Genomic DNA, 12,844 nt, shown 5'->3' with positions numbered 1-12,844 from the left:
TCCGCTCGCGTCACTACCCGGACTGGCGAAACGCCGCCCTCCCTGACATAATCACTGTCCAAATAACCAGGGGGCAATGTGATCGACGATTTTGCAGCAGACGGCCAGCTAGCCAAAGCCATACCGGGATTTAAACCGCGCGAGCCGCAGCGCCAGATGGCGGTGGCGGTCAGCGAAGCGATTGAGGCCTCCCGGCCGCTGGTGGTGGAAGCGGGGACCGGAACCGGTAAAACCTACGCTTACCTGGCGCCAGCGCTGCGGGCGAAAAAAAAGGTGATTATCTCCACAGGGTCGAAAGCGCTGCAGGATCAGCTCTACAGCCGCGATCTGCCCACCGTCGCCAAAGCGCTCAAATTCACCGGCAAACTGGCGCTGCTCAAAGGGCGCTCCAACTACCTGTGCCTCGAACGCCTGGAACAGCAGGCGCTGGCGGGCGGCGATCTGCCGGTGCAAACCCTCAGCGACGTGATCCTCCTGCGCTCCTGGTCGAACCAAACTCAGGATGGCGATATCAGCACCTGCGCCAGCGTGGCGGAAGATTCCCAGGCCTGGCCGCTGGTCACCAGTACCAACGATAACTGCCTCGGCAGCGACTGCCCGCTGTATAAAGATTGCTTCGTGGTGAAGGCGCGTAAAAAAGCGATGGACGCCGACGTAGTGGTCGTCAACCATCACCTGTTCCTTGCCGATATGGTGGTCAAAGAGAGCGGCTTTGCCGAACTGATCCCCGAGGCGGAGGTGATGATCTTCGACGAAGCCCATCAGCTGCCGGATATCGCCAGCCAGTACTTTGGCCAGTCGCTCTCCAGCCGCCAGCTGCTGGATCTGGCGAAAGACATCACTATTGCCTATCGCACCGAACTGAAAGACACTCAACAGCTGCAAAAATGCGCCGACCGCCTGGCGCAAAGCGCCCAGGATTTCCGCCTGCAGCTGGGGGACCCTGGCTACCGCGGAAACCTGCGGGAACTGCTGGCGGACAGCCACATTCAGCGGGCGCTGCTGCTGCTCGATGATGCGCTTGAACTGTGTTACGACGTCGCCAAACTCTCGCTGGGGCGCTCGGCGCTGCTCGATGCCGCCTTTGAGCGCGCCACCAATTATCGCGGGCGCCTGAAGCGGCTGAAAGAGATCAATCAGCCGGGCTACAGTTACTGGTATGAGTGCACCTCGCGCCACTTTACCCTTGCGCTGACGCCGTTGACCGTGGCCGAGAAGTTTAAAGAGGTGATGGCGCAGAAGTCGGGGAGCTGGATCTTTACCTCGGCGACACTGTCGGTAAACGACGATCTGCACCATTTCACCGCCCGGCTGGGGATCGACGAGGCGCAGACACTGTTGCTGCCGAGCCCCTTTGACTATCAGCATCAGGCGCTGCTCTGCGTGCCGCGTAACCTACCGCTGCCGAACCAGCCCGGCGCGGCGCGCCATCTGGCGGCGATGCTCAAGCCGCTGATCGAGGCTAACGACGGTCGCTGCTTTATGCTGTGCACTTCGCACGCCATGATGCGCGATCTGGCGGAGCAGTTCCGCGCCACCATGACTCTGCCGGTGCTGCTGCAGGGCGAGACCAGTAAAGGCCAGCTTCTGCAGCAGTTCGTCAGCGCCGGCAATGCCCTGCTGGTGGCCACCAGCAGCTTCTGGGAAGGGGTCGACGTGCGTGGCGACGCGCTGTCGCTGGTGATCATTGATAAGCTGCCGTTTACCTCGCCGGACGATCCGTTGCTGAAAGCGCGGATGGAAGATTGCCGGCTGCGCGGCGGCGATCCGTTCGATGAAGTGCAGCTCCCGGACGCGGTGATCACCCTTAAGCAGGGGGTGGGCCGCCTGATCCGCGATATCGACGATCGCGGGGTGCTGGTGATCTGCGACAACCGGCTGGTGATGCGCCCCTACGGCGCGGTCTTTCTGGCCAGTCTGCCGCCGGCGCCGCGAACCCGCGATATCCGCCGGGCGGTGCGCTTCCTCGCCGTGCCGCCGGCGAGGTAATCCGCCCTGAAATGTGTTAAGCTGCGCGCCATTTTGTTAATTAGCGGTTCCCACTAGACTTCGGGCGGTGTGGCGACGGGTTGTCCGTCTGCCGGAAAACAGGCTGCCTGAAGGCCTGAACTATGTAACGAGAGCGTGACCACCCATGCGAATTTTGGCTATCGATACCGCCACAGAAGCCTGCTCCGCAGCGCTGTGGAATGATGGCACCCTTAGTGCTCATTTCGAAATTTGTCCCCGCGAACATACCCAACGTATCCTGCCGCTGGTGCAGGAGGTCCTCGCCGAGAGCGGCACCACCCTGACCGAGCTGGACGCGCTGGCCTTTGGCCGCGGTCCTGGCAGCTTTACCGGCGTACGCATTGGCATCGGTATCGCTCAGGGGCTGGCGCTGGGCGCGGAGCTGCCAATGATCGGTGTTTCCACACTGGCCACCATGGCGCAGGGCGCGTGGCGCAAAACCGGCGCCACCCGCGTGCTGGCGGCGATTGACGCCCGGATGGGGGAAGTCTACTGGGCCGAGTATCAGCGCGACGAGCAGGGCGTCTGGCACGGCGAAGAGACGGAAGCGGTGCTCAAACCGGACGCGGTGGCCGAACGGCTGGCACAGCTTTCCGGCGAATGGGCCACTGTCGGTACCGGCTGGCAGGCGTGGCCGGATCTGGCGAAAGAGAGCGGACTGACCTTAAGCAGCGGCGAAATTGAACTGCCGGCGGCAGAGGATATGCTGCCGTTAGCCTGTTATCTGCTGGCGGCAGGGAAAACCGTGGCCGTGGAGAAAGCGGAGCCGGTTTATTTGCGTAACGAGGTGGCGTGGAAGAAACTTCCGGGCCGCGAGTGAATCTCAGTAACAAGAAGACTGAGAAAAGGAGTCGCATCATGGCGGGTCAAAAACAGGGCGTTCGCTGGCTGCTGGCCGCGGCGGTTGCCGTTGCGCTGAGCGGCTGCGTATCGGTGCCGGATGCCATCAAAGGCACCAGCCCCACGCCGCAGCAGGATTTAGTGCGGGTGATGAATGCCCCGCAGCTGTACGTCGGTCAGGAAGCGCGCTTTGGCGGCAAGGTGGTCAACGTGCAGAACCAGCAGGGGAAAACCCGCTTAGAAATCGCTACCGTGCCGCTGGACAGCGGTGCGCGACCGGAACTGGGCGAACCCTCGCGCGGGCGGATCTATGCCGATGTTAACGGCTTCCTCGATCCGGTGGACTTCCGCGGTCAGCTGGTGACCGTGGTCGGGCCGATTGCCGGGGTGGTCGAAGGCAAAGTAGGCAGCACGCCCTACAAATTTATGCTGATGAACGCCACCGGCTACAAACGCTGGAACGTGGTGCAGCAGGTGGTGATGCCCCCGCAGCCGATCGACCCGTGGATGCTGGGTCCGCGCCCCTGGGGTTACGGCTATGGCGGATGGGGTTGGTACAACCCCGGCCCAGCAGAGGTCAGAAACGTTGTAACCGAATGATTTTGTTGTTTTTGTTAGTTCAAAGAAACAGCGGCCGGTCCGCTGTTTCTTTGTTTTCAGTCGAATAAGAAAAAAAATAGTGACGCGCTTCGCAACCTGCTCATTGCCTAATTAATAAACTGGTACGCTGAGTTAATATAATGTTAACAAAATGTATTTTCCAGGGGCTGTGATGACGACGAATAACTATTTCAGAGGTGATGCAGTGAAAAAGGTTTGGCTAAACCGTTATCCCGCAGATGTTCCGGCGGAGATAAATCCTGACCGCTATCAATCCCTGGTTGAACTGTTTGAACATGCCACCACCCGCTACGCCGACCAACCGGCGTTTATCAATATGGGTGAAGTGATGACCTATCGTAAGCTGGAAGAGCGCAGTCGCGCCTTCGCCGCTTACCTTCAGGAGGGCTTAGGACTACAGAAGGGCGACCGGGTGGCCCTGATGATGCCTAACCTGCTGCAGTATCCGGTGGCCCTGTTTGGCATCCTGCGCGCCGGGATGATCGTGGTTAACGTCAACCCCTTATATACCCCGCGTGAACTGGAGCATCAGCTCAACGACAGCGGCGCGGCGGCGATCGTCATCGTCTCCAACTTTGCCCATACCCTGGAAAAAGTGGTGGCGAAGACCCAGGTGAAACACGTGATCCTGACGCGCATGGGCGACCAGCTCTCCACCGCCAAAGGCACGCTGGTGAACTTTGTGGTTAAGTACATCAAGCGGCTGGTGCCGAAGTACCATCTACCGGATGCCATCTCGTTTCGCAGCGCGCTGCAGCACGGCTATCGCATGCAGTACGTGAAGCCGGAGATCGTTGCGGAAGATCTGGCGTTTCTACAGTACACCGGGGGCACCACCGGGGTGGCTAAAGGGGCGATGCTGACCCACCGCAACATGCTGGCCAACCTTGAGCAGGTCAATGCCACCTACGGCCCGCTGCTGCATCGCGGCAAAGAGTTTGTGGTCACCGCGCTGCCGCTGTATCACATTTTCGCCCTCACCATGAACTGCCTGCTGTTTATCGAGCTGGGCGGGCAGAATCTGCTGATCACCAACCCGCGCGATATCCCCGGGCTGGTGAAGGAGCTGGCGAAATATCCGTTTACCGCCATGACCGGGGTCAACACCCTGTTCAACGCCTTGCTGAACAACAAAGAGTTCCAGCAGCTTGATTTCTCCTCGCTGCACCTCTCCGCCGGCGGCGGTATGCCGGTGCAGCAGGCGGTGGCTGAGCGCTGGGTGAAACTGACCGGACAATATCTGCTGGAGGGCTACGGCCTGACCGAGTGTTCGCCGCTGGTCAGCGTCAACCCGCACGACATCGACTACCACAGCGGCAGCATTGGCCTGCCGGTGCCCTCCACTGAAGCCAAACTGGTGGACGACGACGATAACGAAGTGGCGCCGGGTCAGCCGGGCGAGCTCTGTATCAAGGGGCCGCAGGTGATGCTGGGCTACTGGCAGCGTCCTGACGCGACGGATGAGATTATTAAAGACGGCTGGTTGCACACCGGGGACATCGCGGTGATGGATGAAGAGGGATTCCTGCGCATCGTTGACCGGAAAAAAGATATGATCCTGGTGTCGGGTTTTAACGTCTATCCGAATGAAATCGAAGATGTGGTCATGCAGCACAGCGGCGTGCTTGAGGTGGCGGCCATCGGCGTGCCGTCCGGCAGCAGCGGCGAAGCGGTGAAGATCTTCGTGGTGAAGAAAGATGCCGCGTTAACCGAAGAAGCGCTGATTACGTTCTGCCGTCGCCATTTGACCGGTTACAAGGTACCGAAGCTGGTGGAATTCCGTGACGAACTGCCGAAATCCAACGTCGGGAAAATTTTGCGGCGAGAACTGCGTGACGAAGCGCGCGCTAAAGTGGACAATAAAGGCTAAGTAACGAATGAGTCGCCAGACGCCGGCTACGCCGGCGTTTTTTATGGGCGCAAGTTAAGAGAGTATGCTTTGAACTATCAGATGATCACCACCGACGATGGCCTGCGCGCTGTCTGCGAAGCGGCAAGCGCCGCCTCCGCCGTCGCTCTGGATACGGAATTTGTCCGTACCCGTACCTATTACCCGCAGCTGGGCCTGCTGCAGCTGTTCGACGGCCGCCAGGTCTCTCTGATCGATCCCTTAACGATTACCGACTGGGCGCCGATGCGCGACCTGCTGCTCAACCCGGATGTGACCAAATACCTGCATGCCGGCAGCGAAGATTTAGAAGTCTTTCTCAACGCGTTCAACCTGATGCCGCAGCCGCTGATCGACACCCAGATCCTGGCAGCCTTCTGCGGTCGGCCGATGTCCTGGGGCTTCGCCTCGATGGTGGAAGAGTATTCCGGGGTTGCGCTGGACAAAAGCGAATCCCGCACCGACTGGCTGGCGCGTCCGCTAACCGAGCGTCAGTGTGAATATGCCGCGGCCGACGTCTGGTACCTGTTGCCGATCGCCAGCCAATTAATGGCGGAGACCGATCGCGCGGGCTGGCTATCGGCGGCACTGGACGAATGCCGCCTGATGCAGCAGCGTCGCCAGGAGGTGGTCGACCCGGCCGAGGCCTGGCGCGATATCGGCAACGCCTGGCAGTTGCGTACCCGCCAGCTGGGCTGCCTGCAGCTGCTGGCGGAGTGGCGCCTGCGCAAAGCGCGGGAGCGCGACCTGGCGGTGAACTTTGTGGTGCGGGAAGAGCATCTGTGGAGCGTGGCGCGCTATATGCCCACCAGCCTCGGCGAGCTCGACAGCCTCGGGTTGTCCGGTAGCGAAATTCGCTTTCATGGCAAAACGCTGATTAGCCTGGTCGAGAAAGCACAGGCGCTGCCGGAGTCGGCCCTGCCGGCGCCGCTGCAGAATCTGATCGACATGCCGGGCTACCGCAAAGCCTTTAAAGATATTAAAGCGCTGGTGCAGGAAGTGAGCGCTGAGAAGGGCGTAAGCGCGGAGCTGCTGGCGTCGCGTCGGCAGATCAACCAGCTGTTGAACTGGCACTGGCAGCTGAAAACGCAGGCCGCTGAGCCTGAGCTGATTTCCGGTTGGCGTGGTGAGCTGATGGCCGAACGGCTGAAGAGGCTGTTAAGCGACTATCCGCGCTAGCGGACGGTCTGGTTCAGGCCATAAAAAAACCGGCGGCGCGTGGCGTAGCCGGTTTTTTTTCGGGATGGAACAGCAGGTCAGGGTTTCGACTCTTCCGTTTCGGGTAGGGTCACGTTCAGCTCAAGAATGGAAATATCACCGTCCCGCTGCTCCAGTTGCACGCTGACCATCTCCGGGTCGATCTGCACGTATTTACAGATCACTTCCAGGATATCTTTGCGCAACTGCGGCAGGTAATGCGGCTCCGCGTCCCCGCGGCGGCGCTCGGCGACGATGATTTGCAGGCGTTCTTTCGCAATATTAGCCGTGTTCTTTTTTCGCGAGAGAAAAAAGTCGAGTAAAGCCATAATTTATCCTCCGAACAGGCGTTTGAGGAATCCTTTCTTCTCTTCTTCAATGAAGCGGAAAGGGCGTTCTTCTCCGAGCAGACGTTCAACGGTATCGGCATAGGCTTTGCCTGCGTCCGACGCGGCATCGAGGATCACAGGCTCACCCTGGTTGGATGCGCGCAGGACTGACTGGTCTTCCGGGATCACGCCCACCAGGTTGATGCGCAGAATCTCCAGCACGTCTTCCATGCTCAGCATATCGCCTTTATTGACGCGGCCTGGATTGTAGCGGGTCAGTAGCAGGTGCTCTTTGATCGGCTCTTCGCCATTTTCCGCACGACGGGATTTGGAGGCGAGAATGCCAAGGATACGGTCGGAGTCGCGAACGGAGGAGACTTCCGGGTTGGTAGTGATAATGGCTTCGTCAGCGAAATAGAGCGCCATCAGCGCACCGGTCTCAATGCCTGCCGGGGAGTCACAGACGATGAAATCGAACTCCATCTTCTTCAGTTCTTCGAGAACTTTGTCGACGCCTTCGCGGGTCAGGGCGTCTTTATCCCGGGTCTGGGACGCCGGAAGAATGTAGAGGTTTTCCGTGCGCTTATCTTTGATCAGCGCCTGGTTCAATGTGGCATCGCCCTGGATGACGTTGACGAAATCATAAACGACGCGACGTTCGCAGCCCATAATCAGGTCGAGGTTACGCAGGCCGATGTCGAAGTCGATAACGACGGTTTTCTTTCCCTTCTGGGCCAAACCTGTAGCGATGGCCGCGCTGGAGGTGGTCTTGCCAACGCCCCCTTTACCCGAAGTCACAACAATAATGCGTGCCATAGAAATTCCTTGTTAAAAAGGGATTAATTTAACGGTTGAATTGTCAGAGCGCTTTCGCCTAAACGCAGGCGTGCCGCTTTGCCATAAAATTCGGCCGGGATGTTATCGCTCAGCCAATATTCCCCGGCGATGGAGACCAGCTCCGCCGCAAGGTGGGTACAAAATATCTGGGCGTCTCTGTCGCCACCGGCGCCTGCCAATGCGCGTCCTCGCATCATGCCATATACATGGATATTGCCGTCAGCGATAAGTTCCGCACCGGCACTCACATGATTTGTAACAATAAGATCACAGTGTGGCGCATAAATGCGCTGACCGGAACGTACCGGCTGATCAATCAAACGCGTTTTTGTGATCTGACTAGCAACTGGCGGCGGCGGGGCGGGTTCGGACGGTGCCGGACGAGGGGCTTTTTCTTTCCCTTCGGTTAATAACGGGATCCCGGCGCGGTCGATTTCGGTTTTCAGGCGCGGGATTTTGCATCCGCTGACGCCCATAATGCGTAAACCGGTCGCGGCGATAGCCTCGTTGACGGCGCGCCATTCGACACTCTCCTCGACGCTGGCGATATTCACCACCACCGGAGCATGGCGTAAAAAGGCGGGAGCCTGGGCGATTTTGTCTTCTAACGCCTGACGAATAACCTCGGGATTTGCATCGTGCAAATGAACGACAGATAACGTGAAGCTACTGCCTTTAAGTTCGATTGGCGTATTTGACATCCTGGCCTTACTCAATTTGCTGTTTATCGACCGCCGAAGTGCGGTGATATTCCGAAGACTAAAAGGCATGTTATAGTCACTGATATATTGAGGCAAGTGACCACGGGTCTAATTCCGAGTAAAACTATGTTTTGTGTGATCTATCGAAGTACTAAACGTGAACAAACCTATTTATACGTCGAAAAAAAGGACGATTTCTCACGCGTTCCTGACGAGCTCATGCGCGGTTTCGGCACGCCGCAAATGGCGATGCTGCTGCCGCTGGATGGGCGCAAAAAACTGGTTAACGCCGACCTTGAAAAAGTGAAACAGGCGCTAAGCGAACAGGGCTATTACCTGCAACTTCCTCCGCCATCTGAAAATCTACTAAAGAAACACCTGGCGGAACAGGGGAAACAATCCGATTAACCCACGAGGGAAAATAATGTACCAACATCATAACTGGCAGGGAGCGCTCCTGGATTATCCGGTGAGCAAAGTGGTTTGCGTCGGCAGCAATTATGAAAAGCACATCAAGGAAATGGGCAGTGCGACGCCGGAAGAGCCGGTGCTGTTTATTAAACCTGAGAGCGCACTGTGCGATCTCCGTCAGCCGTTGGTGCTTCCTGAGGGGCTGGGTTCGGTGCATCATGAAGTGGAGCTGGCGGTGCTGATCGGCGGTACGCTGCGTCAGGCGACGGAAGAGCATGTGCTGAAAGGGATTGCCGGCTATGGCGTCGCGCTGGATCTCACCCTGCGCGACCTGCAAGCTAAAATGAAAAAGGCCGGGCAGCCGTGGGAGAAGGCCAAAGGCTTCGATAACGCCTGTCCGATCTCCGGCTTTATTCCGGCGGCCGAGTTCCACGGCGACCCGCAGAATACGCCGTTAAGTCTGAAGATTAACGGCGAAGTGCGCCAGCAGGGCACTACCGCCGACATGATCCATAAGATTGTGCCGCTGATCGCCTATATGTCGCGCTTCTTTACCCTCAAAGCCGGCGACGTGATCCTCACCGGCACCCCGGAAGGGGTGGGACCGCTGCACAGCGGCGACGAGCTGGAGGTCGATTTCAACGGCCTGTCGCTCACCACCCGCGTACTGTAAGCGCGGTTTGCCGCCTTTTGGGGCGGCAAAACTTGCATCGTCGTGCCAGACTGGTTATAAGGTGCACCCTTAACTGGCAACGACGGACATTCCGATGAGCGAACAACCTTTCTGGCAACAAAAAACCCTGGATGACATGACCGACGCGGAGTGGGAATCGCTGTGCGACGGCTGCGGCCAGTGCTGCCTGCATAAGCTGATGGATGAAGATACCGATGAGATCTACTTCACCAACGTCGCCTGCCGTCAGCTCAATATCAAAACCTGCCAGTGCCGTAACTACGAGCGTCGCTTCGAATATGAGCCGGACTGCATCAAGCTCACTCGTGAAAATCTGCCGACCTTCGAATGGCTGCCGCCGACCTGCGCCTATCGCCTGCTGGCGGAAGGTAAACCTCTGCCGGCCTGGCACCCGCTGCTGACCGGCTCAAAAGCGGCGATGCACGGCGAACGCATCTCCGTCCGCCATATAGCGGTGCCCGAGTCTACCGTTGTCGACTGGCAGGACCATATCCTCAATCTGCCTGACAGGGCGCGGTAAGCGCCGTCACGCTTTCTTCGCGTGAAACAGCCCGTTTTCACCGTCGGTTTCTTCCGCCACCCAGAAGTGAATATTGAAGCGGGCATCGTCGCTGAGTTCGACGCGGTGCCAGTACTGCGGCGGACTGGTGGCAAACTGCCCGGCATGAATCACGACTTTTTTCTCCGGCTCCGTCGCCTGTTCATTGGCAAAACCGTAATAGGTGACCGTACCTTCCATGACGCACAACTGACCGAAGACACCGGCCGCGGTGTTGTGGTGACTCAGCAGGGCGGCGGGGACGTTCTCTTTGGTAAAGAACGGGGTGGAGCGTTTAACTTTCCAGTCTGCGGGGATCAGTAAAGATGACATGTGAGCTCCTGTGGGGTTATAAAAGATGCATTTAATATGCACCTTTTGGTGTCTGTGGTCAACCACGGACAGGAAACGATTCAGTGATGAACGGCAGGCACAAAAAAACGCCCCGTAGGGCGTTTCAGTGTGCGGTACTCGCTGCGGCTTAGCGGCCAAACAGATCGCGCTTTTTGGCTTTAAAAGGCTGAGCAACGATCACCAGGATAGCGACCACCAGATAAGCCGCGAAAATTCCCACCAGCCATTGCGGCATCTCCAGCGACAGGAACTGCCACTGGCGTACCGAACAGTCGCCGGACGCGACAAACACCTGCGGCAACCATTTATCCAGCGGCAGCCAGCTCGGGAAACGGGCGGCGAAATCGCAGGTCTGGAACGGCGATGGGTGCAGCTGAATCATCGTATGTTCCCACGCCAGCTGTAGCCCACGTACCGCGCTGTACAGCCAAATCAGCATGGCGACATAGCGCAGCGGCGTTTTAGGGGCGATAGCGCCCACCAGCCCCGCGCCCATGATGCCAAACAGGGCGCAGCGTTCATAAATGCACATCACGCACGGCTGCAGCAGCATCACGTGCTGGAACCACAGCGCGACGAGTTCGAGAATGAACGCGGTCAAGGCCATCAGCAGCCAGGCGCCGCGTCCCCGCGAGCACTGGTTTAAATATTGCAACATAATCATTTCCCTGGAAGATGCTAAATCATGGCAGTGTAAACGAAAACCGTACCGACGCCAGCGGCCCGGCGGAAAATATTACGTAACTGGTTATTGAATCGCCCGGGCGAACCCGGGCGACGCGTGGATCACGGCAGGGTGGGGGTAACCAGCCAGCCGCGAGCCAGCAACCATTCGGTGACCGGCATCAGGGTGAACTCGACGCACAGCAGGCCGACCAGCGTCAGTACGAGGGTGTAGGGCAGGGCCATCCACACCATGCGGCCATAGGAGAGTCGGATAAGCGGCGCCAGCGCGGAAGTCAGCAGGAACAGGAATGCCGCCTGGCCGTTCGGGGTGGCCACTGACGGCAGGTTGGTGCCGGTGTTGATTGCCACCGCCAGCATCTCAAACTGCTTCAGGCTGATGGCGCCATGCTCGAGGGCGGTTTTCGCTTCGTTGATGTAGACCGTGCCGACAAAAACGTTATCCGAGATGGACGACAGCAGGCCGTTAAACAGATAAAACAGCGACAGCTGCGCGTGCGGAGAGGCCTGCAGAACAAACTCGATGACCGGCGTGAACAGCTGCTGGTCGATGATCACCGCCACTACGGCAAAGAACACCGTGAGCAGCGCGGTGAAGGGCAACGCCTCGGTGAACGCTTTGCCAATCGCGTGCTCATCGGTCACCCCGGTAAAGGTGGTGGCGAGGATGATCACCGACAGGCCAATCAGGCCGACCTCAGCCAGGTGAAAAGCGAGGGCGACGATCAGCCAAACGCCAATGAGCGCCTGGGCAATCAGCCGTAGCCGCTCCTGACGACTGCGCTGGGCGCGGCTGCGATCGTCAAACTCCTGCAGCACCTTGCGCACCGTCGGCGGCAGCGGTTCGCCGTAGCCAAACAGGCGATACTTTTCCACCAGCAGACAGGTTAACAGACCGCAGACCATCACCGGCAGGGTGACGGGCGCCATGCGGAGAAAGAACTCGCCAAAATGCCAGCCCGCCGCTTTGGCGATAATCAGGTTTTGCGGTTCGCCGACCATGGTCATGACGCCGCCGAGCGCGGTCCCGACGCCGGCGTGCATCATCAGGCTGCGTAGAAAGCCGCGGAACTGCTCCAGCACCTCGCGGTAGTGTTGCTCGATATGGCTGTCGTCGAGCAGGTCGCTATCGTCCGGGCGCGCCGAGGCGACGCGGTGATAGATGCCGTAGAACCCGACGGCGACGCTTATCACCACCGCCACCACCGTCAGCGCATCGAGAAAGGCGGAGAGGAAGGCAGCGGCCAGGCAGAAGGCCAGCGACAGCAGCATCTTGCTGCGGATCCCTAACAGCAGGCGCGTAAAGACAAACAGCAGCAGCTGCTTCATAAAGTAGATGCCCGCCACCATAAACATCAGCAGAAGCAGCACTTCCAGGTTGCTGGCGATCTCTTCCCGCACGTGCGCTGGGCTGGTCATACCGATCAGCAGCGCCTCGATAGCCAGCAGGCCACCCGGCAGCAGCGGATAGCACTTCAGCGCCATGGCGAGGGTAAAGATAAACTCAACCACCAGCAGCCAGCCGGCGACAAATGGCGCCACGGCGAACACCAGCGGATTGATGATTAAGAAAATGATTAATGCCAGCTTGTACCAGTCAGGCGACTGGCCAAGAAAATTGCGCCACAGCGCGCGGCCATAAGAAATTTCCACGACAGAATCCTTCCCCGTCAATTAGTGCATGATTTTGTGCGTAACTATTGGCAAGAGTACCAGTTGAGCAAAATGAGAAGCAACTTT

At 58.6% G+C, this 12,844-nt stretch carries 14 protein-coding genes; 8 read left to right on the top strand and 6 right to left on the bottom strand.

Features of this window, described 5'->3' with window-relative positions; genetic code table 11:
• The first annotated feature begins 78 nt into the window (after positions 1-78).
• From ACQUTP_RS04820 to rnd, 5 genes are all read left to right on the top strand, one after another.
• Positions 79-1,989, top strand: coding sequence for an ATP-dependent DNA helicase (locus tag ACQUTP_RS04820; protein ID WP_428902351.1), 1,911 nt, complete (start codon positions 79-81; stop codon positions 1,987-1,989).
• Positions 1,990-2,134: 145 nt separating this feature from the next.
• On the top strand, positions 2,135-2,830 hold the full coding sequence (gene tsaB / locus ACQUTP_RS04815; protein WP_017900203.1) for a tRNA (adenosine(37)-N6)-threonylcarbamoyltransferase complex dimerization subunit type 1 TsaB: 696 nt from the start codon (positions 2,135-2,137) through the stop codon (positions 2,828-2,830).
• 38 nt (positions 2,831-2,868) lie between these two features.
• On the top strand, positions 2,869-3,450 hold the full coding sequence (locus ACQUTP_RS04810) for a Slp family lipoprotein (RefSeq protein ID WP_032456304.1): 582 nt from the start codon (positions 2,869-2,871) through the stop codon (positions 3,448-3,450).
• A gap of 205 nt (positions 3,451-3,655) precedes the next feature.
• On the top strand, positions 3,656-5,341 hold the full coding sequence (gene fadD / locus ACQUTP_RS04805; protein ID WP_025999236.1) for a long-chain-fatty-acid--CoA ligase FadD: 1,686 nt from the start codon (positions 3,656-3,658) through the stop codon (positions 5,339-5,341).
• An 81-nt stretch (positions 5,342-5,422) separates the two neighbouring features.
• On the top strand, positions 5,423-6,538 hold the full coding sequence (gene rnd / locus ACQUTP_RS04800; RefSeq protein ID WP_072140568.1) for a ribonuclease D: 1,116 nt from the start codon (positions 5,423-5,425) through the stop codon (positions 6,536-6,538).
• Between the two features lie 77 nt (positions 6,539-6,615).
• Here the strand turns inward: rnd and minE are convergent, their stop codons facing one another.
• The 3 genes from minE to minC are packed head-to-tail and all read right to left on the bottom strand — an operon-like array spanning position 6,616 to position 8,423.
• Positions 6,616-6,885, bottom strand: a complete 270-nt coding sequence (gene minE / locus ACQUTP_RS04795; RefSeq protein WP_004103270.1) for a cell division topological specificity factor MinE — start codon at positions 6,883-6,885, stop codon at positions 6,616-6,618.
• Between the two features lie 3 nt (positions 6,886-6,888).
• Positions 6,889-7,701 carry a septum site-determining protein MinD gene (gene minD / locus ACQUTP_RS04790; RefSeq protein ID WP_002910900.1) on the bottom strand — a complete coding sequence of 271 codons (813 nt, stop codon included), beginning with the start codon at positions 7,699-7,701 and terminating at the stop codon, positions 6,889-6,891.
• Between the two features lie 23 nt (positions 7,702-7,724).
• Positions 7,725-8,423 carry a septum site-determining protein MinC gene (gene minC, locus ACQUTP_RS04785; protein WP_004203323.1) on the bottom strand — a complete coding sequence of 233 codons (699 nt, stop codon included), beginning with the start codon at positions 8,421-8,423 and terminating at the stop codon, positions 7,725-7,727.
• 126 nt (positions 8,424-8,549) lie between these two features.
• On the opposite strand from minC, the gene ACQUTP_RS04780 reads away from it, so the two are divergent.
• The 3 genes from ACQUTP_RS04780 (at position 8,550) to ACQUTP_RS04770 (ending at position 10,048) form a co-directional block, all read left to right on the top strand.
• Positions 8,550-8,831 (top strand): YcgL domain-containing protein, encoded by a 282-nt coding sequence (locus ACQUTP_RS04780; protein ID WP_004203320.1) that lies wholly within the window; start codon positions 8,550-8,552, stop codon positions 8,829-8,831.
• A 16-nt stretch (positions 8,832-8,847) separates the two neighbouring features.
• Positions 8,848-9,507, top strand: coding sequence for a fumarylacetoacetate hydrolase family protein (locus tag ACQUTP_RS04775; protein WP_428902350.1), 660 nt, complete (start codon positions 8,848-8,850; stop codon positions 9,505-9,507).
• A 94-nt stretch (positions 9,508-9,601) separates the two neighbouring features.
• Positions 9,602-10,048, top strand: a complete 447-nt coding sequence (locus ACQUTP_RS04770) for a YcgN family cysteine cluster protein (protein WP_017900197.1) — start codon at positions 9,602-9,604, stop codon at positions 10,046-10,048.
• Positions 10,049-10,054: 6 nt separating this feature from the next.
• Here ACQUTP_RS04770 and ACQUTP_RS04765 read toward each other — a convergent pair whose 3' ends face one another.
• The 3 genes from ACQUTP_RS04765 to nhaB all read right to left on the bottom strand — a co-directional run bounded on the left by ACQUTP_RS04765 (position 10,055) and on the right by nhaB (position 12,757).
• The gene (locus ACQUTP_RS04765) at positions 10,055-10,399 is read right to left on the bottom strand and encodes a DUF1971 domain-containing protein (RefSeq protein ID WP_002910895.1); all 345 of its coding nucleotides are present in this window, start codon (positions 10,397-10,399) and stop codon (positions 10,055-10,057) included.
• A gap of 148 nt (positions 10,400-10,547) precedes the next feature.
• Positions 10,548-11,078: a disulfide bond formation protein DsbB gene (dsbB, locus tag ACQUTP_RS04760; protein ID WP_004203315.1), complete on the bottom strand. Its 531-nt coding sequence runs from the start codon at positions 11,076-11,078 to the stop codon at positions 10,548-10,550.
• Positions 11,079-11,206: 128 nt separating this feature from the next.
• The gene (gene nhaB / locus ACQUTP_RS04755; RefSeq protein ID WP_135711986.1) at positions 11,207-12,757 is read right to left on the bottom strand and encodes a sodium/proton antiporter NhaB; all 1,551 of its coding nucleotides are present in this window, start codon (positions 12,755-12,757) and stop codon (positions 11,207-11,209) included.
• Between the last annotated feature and the right edge of the window lie 87 nt (positions 12,758-12,844).

The organism is Klebsiella sp. 2-CIP_Kleb., assembly GCF_050378715.1.
In the GTDB taxonomy this organism is placed as follows: Bacteria; Pseudomonadota; Gammaproteobacteria; order Enterobacterales; family Enterobacteriaceae; genus Klebsiella; species Klebsiella quasipneumoniae.
This window is presented reverse-complemented; position numbering and strand designations above follow the sequence as displayed.

What these genes read in the sequence shown, in the direction of transcription:
- ACQUTP_RS04810 (WP_032456304.1), top strand. Translation starts at nt 2,869, where the DNA reads ATGGCGGGTCAAAAACAGGGCGTTCGCTGGCTGCTGGCCGCGGCGGTT.
- minD (WP_002910900.1), bottom strand. Translation starts at nt 7,701, where the DNA reads ATGGCACGCATTATTGTTGTGACTTCGGGTAAAGGGGGCGTTGGCAAG.
- ACQUTP_RS04780 (WP_004203320.1), top strand. Translation starts at nt 8,550, where the DNA reads ATGTTTTGTGTGATCTATCGAAGTACTAAACGTGAACAAACCTATTTA.
- ACQUTP_RS04765 (WP_002910895.1), bottom strand. Translation starts at nt 10,399, where the DNA reads ATGTCATCTTTACTGATCCCCGCAGACTGGAAAGTTAAACGCTCCACC.
- tsaB (WP_017900203.1), top strand. Translation starts at nt 2,135, where the DNA reads ATGCGAATTTTGGCTATCGATACCGCCACAGAAGCCTGCTCCGCAGCG.
- rnd (WP_072140568.1), top strand. Translation starts at nt 5,423, where the DNA reads ATGATCACCACCGACGATGGCCTGCGCGCTGTCTGCGAAGCGGCAAGC.
- ACQUTP_RS04770 (WP_017900197.1), top strand. Translation starts at nt 9,602, where the DNA reads ATGAGCGAACAACCTTTCTGGCAACAAAAAACCCTGGATGACATGACC.
- dsbB (WP_004203315.1), bottom strand. Translation starts at nt 11,078, where the DNA reads ATGTTGCAATATTTAAACCAGTGCTCGCGGGGACGCGGCGCCTGGCTG.
- minE (WP_004103270.1), bottom strand. Translation starts at nt 6,885, where the DNA reads ATGGCTTTACTCGACTTTTTTCTCTCGCGAAAAAAGAACACGGCTAAT.
- minC (WP_004203323.1), bottom strand. Translation starts at nt 8,423, where the DNA reads ATGTCAAATACGCCAATCGAACTTAAAGGCAGTAGCTTCACGTTATCT.
- ACQUTP_RS04775 (WP_428902350.1), top strand. Translation starts at nt 8,848, where the DNA reads ATGTACCAACATCATAACTGGCAGGGAGCGCTCCTGGATTATCCGGTG.